The organism is Thermococcus coalescens (assembly GCF_055392585.1).
On sequence record NZ_AP043764.1, the window covers coordinates 607,059 to 626,179 of the forward strand.

At 56.8% G+C, this 19,121-nt stretch carries 19 protein-coding genes, 3 tRNA genes and 1 pseudogene; 8 read left to right on the forward strand and 15 right to left on the reverse strand.

The window, feature by feature from the left end:
• Positions 1 to 59: 59 nt before the first annotated feature.
• The 6 genes and pseudogenes from ACZ5M3_RS03425 to ACZ5M3_RS03450 form a co-directional block, all read right to left on the reverse strand.
• Positions 60 to 419, reverse strand: a complete 360-nt coding sequence (locus ACZ5M3_RS03425) for a hypothetical protein (RefSeq protein WP_464840287.1) — start codon at positions 417 to 419, stop codon at positions 60 to 62.
• Positions 416 to 1,237 (reverse strand): annotated as a pseudogene (locus ACZ5M3_RS03430) (cysteine synthase family protein); the annotation flags it as partial. The gene ACZ5M3_RS03425 and the pseudogene ACZ5M3_RS03430, both read right to left, overlap by 4 nt.
• Before the next feature lie 187 nt (positions 1,238 to 1,424).
• A complete protein-coding gene (locus tag ACZ5M3_RS03435) occupies positions 1,425 to 1,976 on the reverse strand; it encodes a DUF998 domain-containing protein (protein ID WP_464840288.1) in 552 nt (183 codons plus the stop codon).
• A gap of 9 nt (positions 1,977 to 1,985) precedes the next feature.
• Positions 1,986 to 3,128 carry a tRNA uracil 4-sulfurtransferase ThiI gene (gene thiI / locus ACZ5M3_RS03440; RefSeq protein WP_464840289.1) on the reverse strand — a complete coding sequence of 381 codons (1,143 nt, stop codon included), beginning with the start codon at positions 3,126 to 3,128 and terminating at the stop codon, positions 1,986 to 1,988.
• Between the two features lie 4 nt (positions 3,129 to 3,132).
• Entirely contained in the window at positions 3,133 to 3,459 is a 327-nt protein-coding gene (locus ACZ5M3_RS03445) for a hypothetical protein (RefSeq protein ID WP_464840290.1), read from the reverse strand.
• Between the two features lie 41 nt (positions 3,460 to 3,500).
• On the reverse strand, positions 3,501 to 4,109 hold the full coding sequence (locus ACZ5M3_RS03450; protein WP_464840291.1) for a nitroreductase family protein: 609 nt from the start codon (positions 4,107 to 4,109) through the stop codon (positions 3,501 to 3,503).
• Positions 4,110 to 4,204: 95 nt separating this feature from the next.
• Between ACZ5M3_RS03450 and ACZ5M3_RS03455 the strand changes: the two genes are divergently transcribed.
• Both ACZ5M3_RS03455 and pfkC read left to right on the forward strand, forming a co-directional pair.
• Positions 4,205 to 4,918 (forward strand): maleate cis-trans isomerase family protein, encoded by a 714-nt coding sequence (locus tag ACZ5M3_RS03455; protein WP_464840292.1) that lies wholly within the window; start codon positions 4,205 to 4,207, stop codon positions 4,916 to 4,918.
• Positions 4,919 to 5,008: 90 nt separating this feature from the next.
• Positions 5,009 to 6,388 (forward strand): ADP-specific phosphofructokinase, encoded by a 1,380-nt coding sequence (pfkC, locus tag ACZ5M3_RS03460; RefSeq protein ID WP_464840293.1) that lies wholly within the window; start codon positions 5,009 to 5,011, stop codon positions 6,386 to 6,388.
• A 31-nt stretch (positions 6,389 to 6,419) separates the two neighbouring features.
• Here pfkC and xerA read toward each other — a convergent pair whose 3' ends face one another.
• The 3 genes from xerA to sfsA are packed head-to-tail and all read right to left on the reverse strand — an operon-like array spanning position 6,420 to position 8,941.
• Positions 6,420 to 7,262, reverse strand: coding sequence for a site-specific tyrosine recombinase/integron integrase (gene xerA, locus ACZ5M3_RS03465; RefSeq protein WP_464840294.1), 843 nt, complete (start codon positions 7,260 to 7,262; stop codon positions 6,420 to 6,422).
• A gap of 1 nt (position 7,263) precedes the next feature.
• A complete protein-coding gene (locus tag ACZ5M3_RS03470; protein WP_464841074.1) occupies positions 7,264 to 8,163 on the reverse strand; it encodes a toprim domain-containing protein in 900 nt (299 codons plus the stop codon).
• 49 nt (positions 8,164 to 8,212) lie between these two features.
• Positions 8,213 to 8,941 carry a DNA/RNA nuclease SfsA gene (sfsA, locus tag ACZ5M3_RS03475; RefSeq protein ID WP_464840295.1) on the reverse strand — a complete coding sequence of 243 codons (729 nt, stop codon included), beginning with the start codon at positions 8,939 to 8,941 and terminating at the stop codon, positions 8,213 to 8,215.
• A 112-nt stretch (positions 8,942 to 9,053) separates the two neighbouring features.
• Here sfsA and ACZ5M3_RS03480 point away from each other — a divergent pair, with 112 nt between their 5' ends.
• From ACZ5M3_RS03480 to ACZ5M3_RS03490, 3 genes are all read left to right on the forward strand, one after another.
• A complete protein-coding gene (locus tag ACZ5M3_RS03480) occupies positions 9,054 to 10,409 on the forward strand; it encodes an ATP-binding protein (protein ID WP_464840296.1) in 1,356 nt (451 codons plus the stop codon).
• A 50-nt stretch (positions 10,410 to 10,459) separates the two neighbouring features.
• Complete coding sequence (locus ACZ5M3_RS03485; protein WP_464840297.1) at positions 10,460 to 11,506, forward strand: M42 family metallopeptidase; 1,047 nt, start codon at positions 10,460 to 10,462, stop codon at positions 11,504 to 11,506.
• Between the two features lie 78 nt (positions 11,507 to 11,584).
• Positions 11,585 to 12,286, forward strand: coding sequence for a hypothetical protein (locus tag ACZ5M3_RS03490; protein ID WP_464840298.1), 702 nt, complete (start codon positions 11,585 to 11,587; stop codon positions 12,284 to 12,286).
• On the opposite strand, the gene ACZ5M3_RS03495 is transcribed toward ACZ5M3_RS03490, so the two are convergent.
• The gene (locus ACZ5M3_RS03495; RefSeq protein WP_464840299.1) at positions 12,270 to 12,614 is read right to left on the reverse strand and encodes a hypothetical protein; all 345 of its coding nucleotides are present in this window, start codon (positions 12,612 to 12,614) and stop codon (positions 12,270 to 12,272) included. The genes ACZ5M3_RS03490 and ACZ5M3_RS03495 overlap by 17 nt on opposite strands.
• A gap of 49 nt (positions 12,615 to 12,663) precedes the next feature.
• Here ACZ5M3_RS03495 and ACZ5M3_RS03500 point away from each other — a divergent pair, with 49 nt between their 5' ends.
• A complete protein-coding gene (locus tag ACZ5M3_RS03500) occupies positions 12,664 to 14,592 on the forward strand; it encodes a helicase C-terminal domain-containing protein (RefSeq protein WP_464840300.1) in 1,929 nt (642 codons plus the stop codon).
• A gap of 112 nt (positions 14,593 to 14,704) precedes the next feature.
• On the opposite strand, the gene ACZ5M3_RS03505 is transcribed toward ACZ5M3_RS03500, so the two are convergent.
• Positions 14,705 to 14,812, reverse strand: a tRNA-Met gene (locus ACZ5M3_RS03505).
• A 118-nt stretch (positions 14,813 to 14,930) separates the two neighbouring features.
• On the opposite strand from ACZ5M3_RS03505, the gene ACZ5M3_RS03510 reads away from it, so the two are divergent.
• The gene (locus tag ACZ5M3_RS03510; RefSeq protein ID WP_464840301.1) at positions 14,931 to 16,106 is read left to right on the forward strand and encodes a transglutaminase-like domain-containing protein; all 1,176 of its coding nucleotides are present in this window, start codon (positions 14,931 to 14,933) and stop codon (positions 16,104 to 16,106) included.
• Here ACZ5M3_RS03510 and ACZ5M3_RS03515 read toward each other — a convergent pair.
• Both ACZ5M3_RS03515 and ACZ5M3_RS03520 read right to left on the reverse strand, forming a co-directional pair.
• Positions 16,081 to 17,295: a DEAD/DEAH box helicase gene (locus tag ACZ5M3_RS03515; RefSeq protein ID WP_464840302.1), complete on the reverse strand. Its 1,215-nt coding sequence runs from the start codon at positions 17,293 to 17,295 to the stop codon at positions 16,081 to 16,083. The two genes, ACZ5M3_RS03510 and ACZ5M3_RS03515, sit on opposite strands and share 26 nt — an antisense overlap.
• 69 nt (positions 17,296 to 17,364) lie before the next feature.
• Positions 17,365 to 17,442 (reverse strand) — tRNA-Lys (locus tag ACZ5M3_RS03520).
• A gap of 110 nt (positions 17,443 to 17,552) precedes the next feature.
• On the opposite strand from ACZ5M3_RS03520, the gene ACZ5M3_RS03525 reads away from it, so the two are divergent.
• Positions 17,553 to 17,640, forward strand: a tRNA-Leu gene (locus ACZ5M3_RS03525).
• A gap of 105 nt (positions 17,641 to 17,745) precedes the next feature.
• On the opposite strand, the gene ACZ5M3_RS03530 is transcribed toward ACZ5M3_RS03525, so the two are convergent.
• Together ACZ5M3_RS03530 and ACZ5M3_RS03535 are read right to left on the reverse strand one after the other, a co-directional pair.
• A complete protein-coding gene (locus tag ACZ5M3_RS03530; RefSeq protein WP_464840303.1) occupies positions 17,746 to 18,360 on the reverse strand; it encodes a rhomboid family intramembrane serine protease in 615 nt (204 codons plus the stop codon).
• Positions 18,350 to 19,120: a bifunctional fructose-bisphosphatase/inositol-phosphate phosphatase gene (locus ACZ5M3_RS03535; RefSeq protein WP_464840304.1), complete on the reverse strand. Its 771-nt coding sequence runs from the start codon at positions 19,118 to 19,120 to the stop codon at positions 18,350 to 18,352. Before ACZ5M3_RS03535 ends, ACZ5M3_RS03530 begins: the two co-directional genes overlap by 11 nt.
• Position 19,121: the final 1 nt, after the last annotated feature.

Below are 19,121 nucleotides of genomic sequence, written 5' to 3' on the forward strand. Positions count from 1 at the left end.
ACCTAATATTATTCCCAAATTCTTAAAACAGTTCCGTAAGCTGGCATCAAAAACGCCGACTACTCGGAAGTCGGCTCGGATACACCCCCAGTAGTTCCCTTCTCCCTCTCCTCTTCTTCCCTCACAACGGCCTTGATGTAGCCCAGGATATCGTGGATTATGAAGAAGCTTATGGCCACCTCGACGAAGGCCATCAGGTTGCCCGCTATGAGGAAGAGCAGGGAGAAGAAAAATGTCACCGCCGCGTAGATCAGGGCAACCTTAATGGCGGTCTTGTTCTCAATCCCAACGCCGTAGGCAAGACCCATGTTGAATATCGCGAAGGTCAGGTAAACGGGGGAGCTCAGAAGGTAGGCGTAATAGAGGAGCAGAAAGCCGCTGAGAAAAAGGAGAGAGGAGGCAACTCTGAGCCGTCTCATACCATCCCCAAGTAGCTTTCAAAGACCTCCACGTATTTAAACCCATCGTCCGGGAAGACCAGGACGTAGGTTCTCTCGCCGAGTTCCTCGGCAACTTTCTCATAACCCTTAACAACAGCACCGGAGCTGAGGCCTATGAGGAGACCGTCGCTTCTGGCAACGCGGATTGCTCCTTCGATGGCCTCCTTCCTCGTTATCTCCACGACCCTGTCCACCTCGACCTCAAAGTACCACTTGGGCCTCGTCTCAAGCCTCTTGATGCCGGGTATCTTCTCGCCCTTCGCCGGAACGACGCCTATAACCCGCGTGTCGTAGCGCTCTTTGAAGTAGCTCGCTATGCCTGCTATGTGTCCGGACGTCCCTATGCCGGCTATTATGACGTCGGGCGTTTTCCCTATGCTCTTCAGCTGTTCCTCGATTTCCCTGGCTGTGAAGCGGTAGTGGGCGTCGAAGTTGTCGTCGTTCTCGAACTGGTTGAGGTTCACCGCGCCGGCTTTTCTGGCCTCTTCGCGCACAAAGCGCACCATCGCCGGGTCTATGGTCTCAAAGTCCGTCACCACGACCTCCGCACCAAGAACCTTCAGGAGAACCTGCGTCGCCTTGGGCGTTGGCTTCGGCAGGTAGGCTCTGAACTCGATGCCAAAAACGTTGCTCAAGGCCGCCAGAGAAATCCCAACGTTGCCGGAGGTAGCCTCAAAAAGGGCCTTTCCGTTGATGTCCCCGCGCTCCAGGGCCTTCATAAGCATGTTAAAAACGGCCCTGTCCTTAATGCTCCTGCTGAAGGGGTTAAAGAACTCCAGCTTGGCAAAATACATCCCCCCTCTCTGCTGAGAGTCTTACCAGGGGGGTCGGCTTGTACTTCTCGAACAGTTCGAGGGTGCTGTTAAACACGTTCATTTGCCATCACCGGAAGCCCCTCCGGAGAAGCCCTTAAAAGCTTTCCGTAAACGCACAGTTATACACAAAAGTGAGTAGTGGTAAAAGACCGGGGTGCGAGGTGGCGGATCAGGCCGGGAGGCGGAGCTGGAGCAGGCCGATGTAAACGAACCACGCAAGTATCGTCGCCGCCCCGATGAGCTCCGGAATGGCGAGCCCCTTGAATACCCCCGCCTTGATGAGGTAGAGCATCAGGCCGAACGTAAAGACGGCCAGGATGGACCAGACGTAGCCGACAGAGGCACCAGAACGGCCGAGTTTTATTCCGATGATGGCTATGTCCGCCAGTGCGAGGACGTAGAAGAGCACCGCTGACGGTGCATGGGGTGCGTACTCCTCCGGGAAGACCCCTACGAGGAACAGGAATACCATCGCGAGCGGCATCAGGTAGCTCAGGCCGTTTCTAAAGGCGCCGACCGCCGCGATAAAGCCCACGGCCGCGAAGGCCATCAGGAAGCCGTTGAAGTAGTAGCTGACCGGGTTCTTTATTGATCCCATGTCGCTCAGGGCGTTTTCCCTGAAGGAGAACCAGGGGTTCTGGCTCACGACGACGAGCAGTCCCACTATAAAGATGAGGGGGAGGGAAAGGCCTATGTACGCGGACAGCTTGGTGAAGTCCATAAAACCACCTCAGCACTGCCTTTTCTTGGGCTCCTCTCCAAAGACCGCCCGGTAGAGCTTCCTGAACTCCTCCCAGGAGCCCCTTATGACGGGGTGCTTCGGTATGAACGGAATCTCGTCCTCGGGAAGGGTCGATAGTTCAAAAGTGCCTACCTCCCTGGCGATTCTGACTATCTCCTCCTTGTCCATACCGATGAGCGGGCGGTATATTGGGAGATCCGTTGCCTGGCTGACTATGTACATGTTCTCAAGCGTCTGGCTCGCCACCTGGCCGAGGGAGTCGCCCATGACGATGCCCTTCGCCCCGAACTCCCGGGCTATCCTGTCGGCGTGCCTCACCATCATGTACTTGCAGAAGACGCAGGTGTACTTCTCCTTCTTCATCTCGTGCAGTTTTTCAATGATTTTCTCGCGGTTTTCGGGCTTGATTACTATCAGCTCGCCCTTCCCGCCGTAGTGATACTTTTTGAGCTGGTTCCAGATTTTGCGAACCTTTTCGAGGGTCTTGTCTCCCATGTAGATGTGGACGGGGATGACCTCAACGCCGCGCTTCATCATGAGGAAAGCCGCCACCGGCGAATCGATGCCGCCGCTGAGGAGAGCAACGACCTTACCCTGCGTCCCTATCGGAAGGCCGCCCCAGGCGCGGATTTTGTCGACGTAGACGTATGCTTTCCCCTCCAGCAGTTCGACGCCGACCTCGATGTCGTAACTGTGCAGGTCAACCCCGCTCTCCTCGTTCTCAAGGATGTACTCCCCCACCTTCGCCTGAACCTCGGGGCTCTTGAGGGGGAACTCCTTGGTGATCCGCCTCGCGGTAACGCGAAACTTCGGCCTCTCAATGCCCAGCTCGCGCTTCTTCCTCCTGAATAGCTTAAGCGCCGTCCGGTTGATCTTCTCCAGCTCGGCGTCGATCTCCATCGCCGGGGAGAGAGACACTATACCGAAGACCCTCCTGAGAACGTCTGCGGCCTCCCTTGCTTTGTTCGTCTTCACGAGGATTCTTCCATGCTTCGCCTCGACCTTCTTGAAGTCAACACCCTCGCTCGCCAGTGCCTCGCGGATGTTGTTCATGAGGATGTTTTCGAACCATCTCCGGGTCTGCCTGGACTTCGTTCCTATCTCGCCGTATCTGACTATCACGACGTTCATGCTCTCACCCCAGTGCGTGAGGGAACTTGATGACTATCTCCACGTACTTCTGGATGACGACGTAGAGAACAACGGATATCAGGTAGGAGGAGAGCAAAATCAGCTCGTTCATCTCGAATATGTGGGCCGCTATGGCCTTCGCCCGGGGGGTAGCGTCCACTATGGCATGCATGTACTTTCCCTTGAGCCAGTGGTTTATCTGAATCGCCATGACAAGAAGGAGAACCCCAACCAGCCCCCACATCTTGCCAAGGGCCAGCATCAGGAACAACGTTGAGGCCATGATTATCCAGCCGCCGATGACGCCGAGCAGTATCACGAACTCTATCATCTTCCCACCAGTTGGAGTTGAGGGGGAGGGAATAAAAACGTTTAGATGAACCGGGTGACTTCTTCGAAGGTCTTTTTCCTCTTCCTGGGCACGGGTTCAGTACGTGGATATCCCACGGGGATAACCCCGACGAGGTAGTAGTTATCATCGAGTCCCGCCAGCTCCCTGACCTCCTCCTCTATCCCCGGGAAATTGGTGACACCGATGTAGACCGTGCCGAGGCCGAGTTCAACCGCTTTCAGCATGAGGTTTTGAATCGCCATCGCCGCGCTTTCGACGCTCCATATGAATTCCAGCCCGTCGAACTCCCTTCCCTTGAGGAAGCGGACGCGCCTGTCGATAAAGACCGCGATGTAAACCGGCGCCCTGAACATGCCCTCCCTGTATATCCTCTCCCTGAGCTTCTCTATTTTGTCCTCTGACAGATTCACGGCGCGGTAGTAGGCCTCCATGCCCTTCGCTATAAGCGTATAAATCCTCTCCCGGGCCTCTTCGCCCTTAAAAACCATGAAGAGCCAGTTCTCCAGCCCGCTCGCGGTCGGGGCCCTTACCGCCGCCTCGATAAGCGCCCTAACCTGCTCATCCGAGACCTCCCTCTCCGAGAAGTATCGCACCGAGGTTCTTTTATATATCACATCCCCGAGCTCCACGTTATCACCCCTGAATTTTTCTCACGGCCATTAATCAGCCTTTCCGAAACCAAAGGTTTAAGAGAACCCCCGAGTAATCTCCGGGAGGTGAAAGCATGTACGGATGGAGAGGTAGGCTCGGGCTTATAGTCCCCTCATCCAACACCACGATGGAGATGGAGCTTCACGAGGCCCTTCCCGAGGGAGTCTCGCTCCACACTGCGAGGGTTCCGCTCAGGAACGTCACCGAGGAGGAGCTCGTAAAGATGAACACCCTCGCCGTCGAGGCGGCGAAGCTTCTGAGAGACGCCGGAGTGGAGATGGTACTCTACGGATGCACCAGCGGGTCGTTCATCGGTGGAAGGGACTACGAGAAGGAGCTCGAGGCCAAGATAGAGGAGGAAGTTAACGTCCCGGTCGTCAGCACCAGCACGGCTGTTGTCGAGGCCCTCAAGATGCTCGACGCGAGGGACATACTCGTGATAACCCCCTACACCGACGAGATAAACCAGCGGGAGAGGGAGTTCCTGGAGGCGAATGAGTTCAGCGTGCTCGACATAAGGGGGCTGGGGATAGAGGACAACACCCGTATTGGAAAGCTTGAACCCCACGAGGCCTACCGCCTCGCCAAGGCGAGCTTCATGGACGAGGCCGACGCCGTGTTCATCAGCTGCACCAACCTGAGAACCTTCGAGATCATCGAGTCCCTCGAAGAAGACCTCGGCATTCCCGTTGTTACGAGCAACCAGGCGTCTCTGTGGCTCGCCTTGAGGGAAATGGACATCATGGAAAGGATTCCCTGGCTTGGAAGACTTTTCACCGAGTTCTGAGCCTTTAACATTTTTCTGTCTATCCACTTCCGAAATCCTTTTAAGAATTCACCCGCATTTTCTAAAAGTTAGTCACTGAGGGTGATACAAATGAGGCCCCTCGATGAGGCTAGGGAGATTTCAGTGTACACAGCCTACAACACGAACGTGGACGCGATAACCTTTCTGAAGGGGGAGATAGTGGAGAGGCTCATAGACGAGTTCGGGGCTGAAGCGGTCAGGAAAAGGATGGATGACTACCCGAGGGAGATAAACGAGCCCCTGGACTTCGTTGCGAGACTGGTTCACGCCCTCAAGACCGGCAAGCCCATGGCGGTTCCCCTCGTCAACGAGGAGCTCCACACGTGGTTCGACTCCCGCTTCAAATACGACGTTGAGAGGATGGGCGGCCAGGCCGGAATCATAGCCAACCTCCTCTCAAACCTGGATTTCAGGAAAGTGATAGTCTACACCCCCCACCTGGCCAAAAAGCAGGCCGAGATGTTCGTGGACAGGCCTAACCTCCTCTATCCGGTCGTCGAGGACGGGAGACTGACATTCAGACACCCCCGCGAGGCCTACAGGGAAGGCGACCCGATAAAGGTGAACCGCATCTTTGAATTCCGCGCTGGAACGACCTTTAGGCTCGGAAACGAGACGATACAGGTTCCCTTCTCGGGCAGGTTCATCGTTTCAGCGAGATTCGAGAGCATAAGGATTTACACCGAGCCGGAGCTGAAGCGGTTCCTACCCGAGATCGGCCTCCAGGTTGATGGGGCCATCCTTTCGGGCTACCAGGGAATAAAGCTCCGCTATTCTGATGGAAAGGACGCGAACCACTACCTGAGGGAGGCCAAGAAGGACATCCTGCTCCTCAAGCGTGAGAAGGACGTCAAGGTTCACCTGGAGTTTGCCTCGATACAGAACCGCGAGCTCAGGAAGAAGGTCATCTACAACCTCTTCCCCCTGGTTGACAGCGTCGGCATGGACGAGGCGGAGATAGCCCACGTCCTCAACGCCCTCGGCTACTCCAAGCTCGCGGAGAGGATATTTACCTACAACCGCATAGAGGACACCGTGCTGGGCGGCAAAATCCTCGTTGACGAGATGAACCTTGAGGTGCTCCAGATACACACTATTTACTACATCATGTACATCACCCACTCGGACAACCCGCTGAGCGAGGAAGAGCTGAGAAGCAGTCTCGAACTCGCAACAACTCTGGCCGCTTCAAGGGCTTCCCTCGGCGACATAAAGAGCCCTGAAGACGTAAAAGTGGGTATGGCGGTTCCGTACAACGAGTACGGCGAGTTCGTGAAGCTGCGCTTTGAGGAGGCAAAAAGGCGGTTGAGAACCCGGGAATACAAGGTCGTCATAATCCCCACAAGGCTCGTCAGGAACCCGGTCTCAACCGTCGGCCTGGGCGATACCATCTCCGCCGGAGCATTCACGAGCTACCTCGCGATGCTGAATAAGAAGGGGGAGCTTTGATTTTTCACCTACTGTTTCCCATTAAACCGGACTATTCCATCAGCCCCTCTATCAGCCTCGCCTTCTCCTGAGCCTTTCTGAGGTGCTCGACGGTGACTTTGGTGTAGATCTGCGTTGTCGAGAGGTTGGAGTGGCCGAGCAACTCTTGAATCGCCCTTATATCGACGCCGTTTTCGAGCATGTGCGTCGCGAAGCTGTGGCGGAGCATGTGGGGTGTGACCTTGACTCCTGCCTTCTGGCCGTACTTCCTGAGGAGATACCATACAGTCTTGGTGGATATCCTGTCCTTTTCTCTGCGTCCCTCTTCAACGAGGAGGTACTCGCTGGAGTCCGTTCTCGTCTTAAGGTAGGATTTTATTGCCTCCATTAGAAAACCCGGAACCGGGACGACCCTGTCCTTTGCGCCCTTGCCCCCGCGGACGACTATGAGCGAGCGCTCGAAGTCAACGTCGGACCTCTTCAGGTTGCATAGCTCACTTACCCTGAGGCCTGCGCCGTAGAGGAGGAGGACTATCAGCCTGTCGCGCCGTTTCGTCGGGGGGATAACGGAGAGAAGCCTCTTAACCTCCTCTCTCGTCAGGGCCTTGGGAAGACTCCTCGGCACCTTCGGCGGCTTGAGCTTTTCGGCTTCCTCATCGTAGCCTTCGAAGCGGAAGTAGGAGCGCAGTGCCTGAACGACCAGGTTTAGGCTCTTGTTGGAGTACCCCTCCTTCCTAAGCCTGGCGAGAAAGCGGAGGGCGGAGCGGGAGTCGAGCTTTCCGCCCCACTCAAGGTAGCGCCTCACGTAGTAGGAATACATCCTAATCGTGTTCGGGCTCTTTCCCTCAAGGTCGAGGTACGTCTCGTACTCCTCCAGGGTCTCGTTTATGTCCATATCACAGCCCCTTTAGGAGTCCCTCAATGTCGTCGGGCTTTACCTCGGCGTTTTCAATGACCTCGGGTTCTCTCCGGGCTTCGGGCTCCGGGGGCTTCGGCGGTTCCTCAACTGGCGGCCTTGGCGGCTTGGGGGGCTCCTCTTTTATGGTCATGCTGAGGTAAACCGTCCTGAGGAGCTCGTCAACGAGGCCTTTGTCCTCGGCAAATATGTAGCCCTGTCCCACTATCACCCTGCCCGCCAGGCCGAGCTTCTCGACGGCCTTTCCAATGTACGCCTCATCCGGAACCGGCTCCGCTGGAAAGAGCGACTTCCAGGCTTCGTCAATCCTGTAAATGTTCCTTGAGCTCTCAAGGAGCGCCTTGAGGCCTTCGTTCTCCTCCTTGAGCTTTTCGTTTTCCTCTTTCAGCTCCTCGCATGCCTTAGCAACCGCCCCGTACTCCTCCTTGAGCTTCCTGTACTCCTCCCCCAGGCCGTCGTAGCGACCTTTGAGGTCAAGGAGCTGGTTCCTGAGCGCCATGTACTCGGGGAGTATCTGAAGGCTCTTGAGGCCGGCGCGGACGAGGGTGTTCTTAAGCTCCTTCCTGACGAGTTCGACGTCAACGTGCTCCAGATCGTGGCCGAGGGGGAGCTTCATCCTTTCAACGTGGCCGACCATCTCCCCCAGCTCGTTGAAGAGCCTCTCTGCCAGATCCCTGCCAACGCGGTCGGCGTCGGTCGCTATGATGAGGAGGTCTGCCCCAGCGGCCGCGCTCTTCGCTATCTCGACGTTAGTTGTCGGGATTATGGATGAGATCGTTATGTTGTATTCGCTTCCTAAAGCGAGACCCTGAAGGGCTTTGCTTACAACTTCCACGTCACTCGCACCTTCAACCAGAATTCTAACATCGACTATGGCCATTCCCATCACCTCACGGGGTCGTTACCCCTGTAGAACTAGGACGGCTCCTTTAAAAATCCTCCTCCAGCTCGATGTACAGGCTCGGCCTTTCAAGGACGACCCTCCCGTCGGGAAGGAGGGACAGGCTCAGTGCGTGGATTTCAACTCCGGCCTTTTCAGCCTCGGCGAGCAGTTTCGCTATCTCGGGGTCACCCCGTCTGTAGGGCCGGAACTTCTCAACGCCCGGCATGGCCCCGATGAAGAATATCATTGCCCTATTGCCGGCCTTCGAGAGCCCTATCAGCTCCATTATGTGCTTCCGCCCCCTGACGCTCGGACAGTCCGGGTACATGGCATACTCACCGTTATCCCCGCCGCGCAGGACGGCGCTCTTCATTTCGGCGTACACTTCACCCCCGGGACACTCGAAGAGATAATCTAGGCGGGATTTTCCGACGGTAATTTCCTTCCTCTTTATCCTGCAGTCCCTGAGCCAGGGGACCAGACCTAACTCCAATGCCCTCTCGAAGGCCTTGGCCTGGGTTCGCGTGTCTATCACGGCCCCCCTTCCATTCAGATCCTCAAAAGCCACCAGAACGAAATCCGTCTTTCCACCGCTCCTGGGAGTACAGAATGCCTTCCTGCCCGGGACCATAAACTCCTCCAAGCGGCCGGTGTTGGTTACCAGAGCCTTCCTCTCCTCACCATCAACCTCCACCAGCGCCACGAAGCGGTTGAGCCTTCTGAGGAAGGTGCAGGGGACGACGTTGAGCCTCATCAGCACGGGTTTTTCCTTCATAGGGGTGAGTATGGGGGACGACTTTTAAGTTTAAGGAACTGCGTGCGAGGCGTGTGTTGGTTGGGCACAAACTTTTTATCCAGTTAATGGATAATCCCGTCGGTGGATAATGATGAGATTCTACGACCGGGAAAGCGAGATGGCATCTCTGGAGAAGGCCCTGAAGATGTCCCGCTCAAGGCTTGTGGTGGTTGTGATAACCGGCAGGAGGAGGGTGGGCAAGACCCGGCTTGTGAGGGAGTTCTTCAGGAGGAATGGGGTGAGGTTCCTCGATTTCTTCGTTGGCGTTAAGAGCGAGAAGCTCCTCATGGAGGATTTTGAGGAGGAGATGCGGGAAAAGCTCGGCTACTCTCCAAGCTTTGGTTCCTTCTCGGAATTGTTGGGATACCTCGAAAGGACGGACATTGATGCGGTGTTCTTCGACGAGTTCCAGAACGTTCTCCGGATCAACCCCTCAATGGCGTTCGAACTCCAGAGGTTCATAGACAGGAACGCGGAGAAACCGCTCCTCATAATACTGTCCGGCTCGTACCTCGGCATGATGAAGAAGCTGTTCGCCTCACGGAAGGCACCCCTATACGGGCGGAGCTCGGTTTTTATGGAGCTCAAACCCTTTAGACCGTCCCACGTTTTCAGCATGCTCCGCGACTTGGGAGTCGATGATCCTGAAAGAATGGTGGCCTTTTACTCCATCTTCGGGGGCGTGCCCAAATACTATGAACTCCTGGAGCTGCTCGATGAGAGGGAGCCTCTGGAACTCCTCACAAAAGCCGTCGAGTACTCCACCTTCGTCGTTTCCGAGGGTGAGGGGCTTTTGATGGACGAGTTTGGTAAGGCATACCGGACGTACTTCTCAATTCTCAGGGCGATAGCCGGGGGCAGGAACAGGCTCGTTGAGATAGCCAATTCTCTGGGATTAAAGCCTGGAAGCATCTCCAAGTACCTTGAGGCCCTCCAGGATTACTACGGCCTCATAGAGCGGGAGAGACCCATCCTCGGCGGCAGGCGCTCCCGCTACGTTATAAGCGACCCCTTCCTGAACGCCTGGTTCTCCCTCATCGAGCCCCAGAGGAAGAACATTGAGGCGGGTGACATCGGCGCGTTCAGGAGGCACCTCGAAGGAAGGCTCGAAAGCTTTCTTGGAAGAAACTTTGAGAGAACGCTGAGGGAGATCCTTCACGACCTCAACGGGAAGTTGCTGACCTTTGACAAGATCGGCCCGGAGTGGGGCAGGAACTACGAGATAGACCTCGTGGTGGTCAATAGGGAAGAGAGGGAGGCGACTTTCATCGAGGCCAAGTGGGGTAGAGGCATCGATGGCCCCAGAGAGATCGGAAAGCTGATCGCCAAGTCCCAGCTCGTCCCCTGGAAAGGGGAAAGGCGCTATTTGCTCGTGGCAAGGGGCTTCAGGAGGACGTGCGAGGACTGCATGACGGTTGACGAACTGCTCTCTCACCTAAAACCTTAAATATTCCTCACCGGACATTCAGATGGAAATCTGAACGGAAGGTGATTGTGATGGTCGACTTTGAACTGCTGAAAAGGATTGTGGAGGCGCCGGGTGTCACCGGCTACGAGTTCCTTGGCGTTAGAGACGTTGTTGTGGAGGCGTTCAAGCCACACGTCGATGAAATCAGGGTGGACAAGCTCGGCAACGTCATAGCCCACAGAAAGGGCAAGGGCCCGAAGGTCATGCTGGCCGCGCACATGGATCAGATCGGCCTTATGGTGACCCACATCGAAAAGAGCGGCTTCCTTCGCGTCGCTCCTGTCGGAGGCGTTGACCCCAGGACGCTCATAGCCCAGCGCTTCAAGGTCTGGATAGGCCCGAACGAATTCGTCTACGGTGTCGGTGGCTCCGTTCCGCCCCACATCCAGAAGCCGGAGCAGAGAAACAAGGCCCCGACCTGGGAGCAGGTCTTCATAGACATAGGTGCTGAGAGCAGGGAAGAGGCCGAGGAGATGGGCGTCAAGGTCGGCACGATAATCACATGGGACGGAAGGCTTGAGCGTCTTGGAAAGCACCGCCTGGTTAGCATAGCCTTCGACGACAGGATAGCCGTTTACACCCTCGTTAAGGCCGCCCAGGAGCTGGGAGAGACCGATGCAGACATATACTTCGTTGCCACCGTCCAGGAGGAGGTCGGCCTGAGGGGCGCCAGAGTTTCCGCCTTCGGCATCGACCCAGACTACGGCTTCGCCATCGACGTCACCATAGCTGCCGATGTCCCGGGAACGCCCGAGCACAAACAGGTCACCCAGCTCGGCAAGGGAACCGCGATAAAGATAATGGACCGCTCCGTCATCTGCCACCCGACCATCGTCCGCTGGATGGAGGAGCTGGCAAAGAAGCACGAGATACCGTACCAGTGGGACATCCTCCTCGGCGGCGGAACAGATGCCGGTGCGATACACCTCAACAAGGCCGGCGTCCCAACCGGGGCGATAAGCGTTCCAGCCCGCTACATCCACTCCAACGCTGAGGTGGTCGACGAGCGCGACGTCGATGCAGGCGTCAAGCTGATGGTCAAGGTCCTTGAGGAGATACCTGAGCTCAGGCTCTGATTCTCCCTCTTTTCTTCCGCCAAATTTAAAAACCAGTTTGAGTACTCCACGGGGGACGAGTGAACAAGGGTGCCCCTCATGGAATCAGAAGTGGCAGAAGTGCCTTTCTCGGGCAGCTGGAAATCCATGGTAGCGATTGCCGGAAATCCGGGCGAGCTGTTTCCATCGTTTCCGTACAGGGTTAAACTTGTGAGGGATAGTGATAGAACCCTCGTCAGCCTGTCGGTCAGGAGGTTCCTCATGAAGTTCGATTTTGAGGGAGTTCTTGAGTTTACCTTCGGCGAGCCGTTCGCCACCTACGTCATGAAGGGAAGAAGAGGCCTCCTCATACTGTCATTTACGGCGGGCGAAGGTGCTCTCCTGACCCGGGCGTCAGCCGATATAGCCGGAGAAAGGAGGTTGAGGAAAAAGCTGCGCTTCCTCGCCGCAGAGTCAGGCAAAACTCTGGCCAGGATGGCCGAGAGCTATGAAGCCGCAGCGCCAAGGATCATCGGCTCTCCCACGGATTTCGTTGTTCAGGACTTTGACCCGTACCTTCTGCCCCCCATAATCAGGTACGTGAGGCTGAAACTTGGAAAGCCCTCGTTCACGCTCGTCGGCAACAACGGAAGAGAGAGGTTCTCGGTAAAGATAAAAGACGACTTGGTTGAGAGGGTCGAGCATGAGAGGCCCACCGGAAGCGCCATAATAGAGGTGGAAAAGAGCGTTCTGGATGTTACTGAGGAGGACTTCCTCGGCATTGAAGCCGGGGGGAAGTATGAAATCAGAGTTCTCCGGTAGCGGGTTCAGCCGCCTCGCCGTCCTGCAGCTCCTCCTCTGGGGGCTCCCCGGGGTTTGCGTTCTCCTCGTTCAAAGCAACCGGCAGGACAGACTTGAGTGGAACCTCCGCCTTCCGTTCAAGCTCCTTCTCAAACTTTCTCCACTCGTACCAGAAGAACAGTGCCCCCACAAGAATCCCGAATACCGCGAACGGCCATTTCGGCGGCAGGGGCAGCCCGCGGTGCCACGTATGAAGCAGGAAGTTCTGATAGAAGAACAGGTACGCAAGCCAGGCTATTATGACCGCCTCCACGGAGTATTCAATGAGTCTCTGGTCCTTCTCGTCCACACTTCTCACCTGGGGAAAAGTTAAAAGCGAGCCGTTAAAACTCTTTCCCATGAGCGAGACCAGTGAAGGGTTCGAGTACTTTCCCTACGAGGGCCTAAGACCCCATCAGCGGGAGTTCATAGAGCTCGTCTCGGAGGCCGTTAGAAACGGGGAAAATGCTATAATCGAAGCCCCTACAGGCTTTGGAAAGACCGTGAGCGTTTTGGCTGGAATCCTGCCCTACGCCAGGGAGATGGGCTACAAGGTTCTCTATCTGGCCAGAACCCACAGGCAGATGGACAGGGTCATCGAAGAGCTGAAGGCGATAAACAGAAAGAATCCAGTCTCGGGAGTTGAGCTGAGGAGCAGGAAGGACCTCTGCCTTCACACCTACCTCACCCAGTTCACGAGCGACGCCTACACGGCCATGGTTGTCTGCAAGAACCTCAAGAAGCTCGGCAAATGTGAGTTCTACGAGAACGAGAAGAAGAAAAAGACGGAGTTTGACGAACTGGTGAAGTTCTTCCTGGGCGAGCCGAGCCATCCGGCGGAGATGCTGAGCTACGCGGAGACTCTGGAGCTGTGCCCCTACGATTTAACCAGGAGGGTAGCGGAGAGGGCGGACGTCATAGTTGCCAGCTACCTGTACCTGCTCAGCCCCACCATCAGGGAGAACTTCATAAGCTCCCTCGACGTTGACTACTCCGACCTGATAGTGGTCTTTGACGAGGCCCATAACCTGCCGGATCAGGCGATTTCGGCCTTAAGCGACCGGATAAGCATACACACCGTGAACAGGGCAATAAAGGAGGCTGATGAGTATAACGAGCACGAGATAGCCAACTTCCTCAGCATCTTTGCCAGGGGGCTGGAGATACTCTACGACGAGAGGCTCAAGGACAGGGATGTTCAGGAGACTCCGATCCAGCCGGAACTGGTCTTTGCGCACGTCGTTGACATCCTGAACCTCGACACCCGGGGGCTCGTCCGGATACTCAACGACATGGTGGCGGTCGGTGACGCGATAAGGGAGGACAGGATAGAGAAGGGCAAACCGCCCCGCTCGTACATAGGCAGAATCGGAGAGTTCCTTCTCTTCTGGCTCTCGCTCATTGGACGGGAGGACTATCTCTTCCTCATGAGCAGGGACAGGGGGCTGAGTCTTGAGCTCGTGGCGCTTGATCCCTCGAAAGCGCTGAGCTTTATCAGAAACGTCCAGAGCGCTGTCTTCATGTCCGGGACACTCACCCCGATGGAGGCCTTTCGCGACGTCATGGGCATCGAAAACGCCCGGATGAAGAAGTTCCCGAGGATGGTAAGGCGGGAAAACGCGCAGGTTTTGGTTGCAAGGGACGTCTCAACGAGGGGCGACGAGCGTTCGCTGGCAGTTTACCGGCGCATGGTGGAGTACATCGCCGAGGCGGCCAGGCTCATACCGAAGAACGTCGGAGTCTTCACTGCTTCATACGAGGTTCTCCAGGGGCTTCTCTCAGCAAACCTCCAGGTTCGCCTTGAGGAGACCGGTAAGGCTATATTCATTGAGAAGCAGGGTGTCAGCTCCGCCGAGAACGATGCGATGATAGCGAGCTTCAAGGCCCACGCCAAGGGGAGGGGGGCAGTGCTCCTCGGGGTCATGGGGGGCAGAAACAGCGAGGGGCAGGACTACAGCGGCGACGAGATGAACGGGGTCGTGCTCGTGGGCATACCCTACGCAAGGCCGACACCGAGGGTTCAGGCCCAGATACGGTACTTCGAGAGGAAGTTCCCGGGGAAGGGACGATACTATGGGTACTACCTCCCCGCCCACAGGAAGCTCGTCCAGGCCGCGGGAAGGGTTCACCGCTCCGCAGAGGAGAAGGGGTCCATAATAATTCTCGACTACCGTCTGCTCTGGAGCTCGATAAAGAAAGACCTGCCGGACTGGATGCGCGAAAGCATGAGGCCCGTTGACCGGGCGAGGATGAGGCTGTACCTGAGGAGGTTCTGGGGAACGCGTTGAGGAAAGTTTTTGTCCAGGGACTCTCCCAGGGGATAGCAAAGCCCAAAGCTCGCGGGCACTCTTAGGGACTCACGCAGTTTTCCGTCAACGGTTACACCAGAAAAGGTTGCAATGGTGCCGGGGCGGGGCTTTGAACCCCGGACCTCTCGGTTTCTCAGGCTCCCCCGAAGGGGAGCGGCCCTATGAGCCGAGCGCTCTGACCAGGCTAAGCTACCCCGGCACTGCCCGAGCGCCCGGGTTATACCTTCAGGAGGGCATTTTTAAATCTTTCGATGGGCACGAATCCGGTGCTTCTCTGTCGGGGAGTTGTTTATAAGCACATCCTCCAAGTTAGTTTCATGATGAGGAGAGTCCTCGCGGCAATTGTCATCGCGTTCATGGTCATCGTTGCCGGCTGCCTCTCGGCCACTCCAGCGACCGAAACGCCCGGAAGCACGGAACATTCCCCCACGACTTCGGGAGTTTCGGCCTCATCGACCCCAACGTCGAGCACCACGCCTCCCGCGACCTGGACGAATCCCCTCGTAAAGTGGGAGAACACGACGGTATCCCTTCCGGCCAGTGACGCTGAACTGAACTGTCCGGGGATACTCTGGCGCTACATCCTCGGGGACGCCCTCCCCTGCATGCTGAGCAGGGAAGAGCTTGAGGTCATATCACCCCTCGCGGAGGAGCTCAAGGGCGAAGACCTGACCCAGAGCGCCTGGAACATCCTTGCATGGGAAGGGGAGTGGCTGAGCTACGACTGGGAGAAGGCCAAGCAGCCCTTCGCCAAGGTAATAATATACCCCGACGGGCGGCAGGAGGTCGTCGAGGGACAGAACAACACGATTCAGACCCCCTACGAGACGATAATGCTGCGGAAGGGCATATGCACCGACTACACCGTTCTCACGGATGCCCTGCTACTGGCCATGAACTACTCCCCGGTCTACGCGATGGCAATAAACCTAACCGATTTGGGGCACGCGACGGCCCTGGTAAAGATAAACGGCTGGTACTTCGCCCTGGACCAGCACCTTCCGCCCATGGACCTGGGCGCCTACTACCGCTACTGGGAGCGGCAGGGGAGTAAGATAATCAACGCCACGCTCTACGAGATAACACCCGGCGAAGGAAAGGCCAGCGTAAAGGTTCTCGGCGTCGTCACCGGCGAGGAGTTCCTGAACCAGGACTACACCATGGGCAATGGGGACGCGAGGAACCTCGCGGTCTCGATGATGAACCTGCTCTACGAAGGGTTCGGCCTGAAGGCCGACGAATCCCTGACCAGCCTCTCCGATGGAAAGCTTCCTAGGGGATACAGGGCCGGCTGGACGTGGGGGGTCACTTACTACAACCTGGCCGACTACTACCACCCGTTCTTCCACGAACAGTACGCCGAGTGGCTGCTATCTCAGATGCTTTCAGACCGGGAATTCGCGGGCTACGTCCAGAAGAGCGACGCGGTCTGGATAGAGGTCAGGGTAGAGGGCGAGGACCTCGTCCTCACCATCTACCTCGGGAGTTCTTAGAATAGCGGGAGTTCCTTCTCCCGTTTCTCCTGTAAGCGTTCGAGCGGCCGTGCTCGTACCTCTCCCGGTACTCCCTCGGTATCTCCTCGCTGAGCTCGGACTTCCTTATCTCGACGCCCGCGACCTGGGCGATGTATCGCAGCCTCCTGAACTCGCCGGGCATTATGAAGGTCATCGCCCTTCCCCGCCTGCCCATCCTGCCGGTTCTCCCTATCCGGTGAACGTAGTCCTCGGCCGTCATGGGCAGGGAGTAGTTGACGATGTGGCTTATGTCCCGGACGTCCAAGCCGCGCGCGGCGACGTCAGTAGCAACGAGAATCCGCGTTCGCTTTGTTTTGAAGCGCCAGAAGGTTCTCTCGCGCGCGGCCTGACTCATGTCGCCGTTCAAGGCCTCGGCGCTGTAGCCAGCCCTCCTGAGCTTCTCGCTCAGCTCCCGGGTTTCCCTCTTTGTGGCGCAGAAAACTATGCCGTAGAAGTCGTCGCTGAGGATCTTCTTCAGAACCGTGAACTTCCTCGCGGGGACGACCTCTATGTACTCCTGATCCACCATCTCGGGCACGAGCTCGTCGCTGCTGACGCTTATCACCTCATAGTCCCCCATGTAGCGCCCCGCGAGCCTCCTAATCTCCGGGGGCATCGTCGCCGAGAACATCAGCACCCTCTTTCTCCCCGGCGTCTCCCTGAAAATCGCCTCTATGTCGTCTATGAAGCCCATGTCGAGCATCCTGTCTGCCTCGTCGAGGATGAAGAACCTAACGCCGCTTAAATCAAGAGTGCCCCGCCTTATGTGGTCGAGAACCCTCCCGGGGGTTCCAACGACAACGTGGGTGCCCCGCTCAAGCGCCCTTATCTGCGGCCCTATCGGCTGGCCGCCATAGATTGCATAGACGTAGACCCTCTTCCTCCCGCGGAGGCTCTTGATTTCATCCGCGACCTGAAGTGCCAGCTCCCTTGTGGGTGTGAGGATTATCGCCTGAACGGCCTTTATCTTCGGGTCAATAGCCTCGATTATCGGCAGTGCAAAGGCAGCAGTCTTCCCCGTTCCCGTCTGGGACTGGCCGATTATATCCACGTCGCCCGATAGGAGACGCGGAATAACCTCCCTCTGGATGTCCGTTGGGGTCTCAAAACCCTTCTCTCTAACCGCCACCAACGTGGCCTCGGATAAGCCTAAGCTTTCAAAACTCATTTTCCTAACTCCTTACGTTGCTCAAACGCATCCCTTCTCAAACGGAACGCGTCGAGAAGAAACGCGGTCTGGCGGGCCGGGGGGGATTCGAACCCCCGACCACGGGATTAAGAGTCCCGCGCTCTAACCATGCTGAGCTACCGGCCCTCAACCCGAACTCATAGACGGGAGGTTGCTTTATAAATTTTTTGGTCAGAGGCCGGAAAGGGGGCAGGGAAAACTTTATAAAGCCTCTCCGAGCGTTATACTTTGGCAACGCGGGGGTTGCCGAGCCTGGTCAAAGGCGCGGGATTGAGGGTCCCGTCCCGTAGGGGTTCCGGGGTTCAAATCCCCGCCCCCGCACCAGAAAACTTTTCTTGCTCCGGATCATCACAGAAACCCCAAAATGTCACGACACCGCTTTTGGCGCATAACGATGAAAATATAAAAACGGCCGGTTCAGGGGAGGAGCTACCATCCGTAGCCGTACATCCTCGCCATCAGGTGCCTCTTGATCCGCCGGCCGTAGTAGTAGCCTATGGCCATTCCAACGAGCAGCCCGCCCAGGTGGGCGTAGACGTTGACGCTCGGCAGCAGGCTGTTTATCAGGAAGAGCACAAAGGCGTTTATCAGCGCGGCCTGCATGTTCCCTCCGACAACGCCGGTTATGAGTATCAGCGCCCCCACTATGCCGAAGAGCGAGCCGCTCGCGCCGGCGCTGACCGAGTTGGCGGGCAGCAGGAAGAGAGTCAGCAGGTTTCCTGTGAGACCCGAGACTAGATAGACCATGACGAGCCGCTTCGGCCCGAGGATCCCCTCAAGCTGCCTGCCCATCATCAGGAGAAAGTACATGTTGAAGCCTATGTGGAGTATGCCCACGTGAACGAACATCGCGCTGATCAGCTGCCACCACCAGCCGTAGTTGAGGACGGCATAGTTCCACTGGCCGAGCCTCGCCAGAACTTCGATGCTTATGCTGAAAGGGTTTCCGCTGAGTATTGACTCCAAGGCGTAGACCGAGACGTTTATCAGGAAGAGGGTAAAGGTCGCCTTTCCGTAGCGGTGGAAGTAGCCCTCAAGGCTCATTTTCCAGCTCCTCCAGAATCATGTCGAGCAGGTAGCGGTCGTTGACGGCTATGATGTTCGTCTTGGTGGTCGCATCGAGCCTCAGCTCCAGCTCCCTTCCACCTTCGTCGGTGACTATCGCCCCGGCTTCCCTGGCTATGAGCACCCCTGCGGCTATGTCAGTCGTCCTCACGTAGTTCCTTATGTCCAAGACGCCGTCGAGGGCGCCCTTGGCGAGGTACGTCAGCTCGACCGCTATGGCTCCGAGAACCCGAACCCGCTTGACCCTCTCTATTAGGCCCAGACACCTGCCGCGCGTGTAGAAGCTCAGAGCTTCCTTTCCGCGCTCGGGTTTTCTGACCCTTATGGGCCTTCCGTCCATGTAAGCGCCTTCTCCCGGAAGGGCCTCGTAAAACGTCCTTCTGACAAACTCGTATATCGCACCGTAGACGGGTTTGTTCCTCCTGAAGACCGCAAAGCTGAAGGCGAATATCGGTATCCCCGCGGCGAAGTTGTAGGAGCCGTCTATCGGGTCAACGATGACCGTGTAGTCACTCCCGTTGTCTATGAAGCCTATTTCCTCGCTGACGACGTTAACACCCAATGGCTGAAGCCTGCTCAGAACAACGTCCTCAGCCACCTTGTCAACGTACTTGGTAACGTCTCCGCTGACGTTCTCTCCTATCGCCTCCCCGGCCCTTGGAGTGCCAAAGAGGGGCATTACTTCCTTCTCAACTTCCCTCGCCATTTCTAGGGCAACCTCGTTCCATGGAATCTCCATA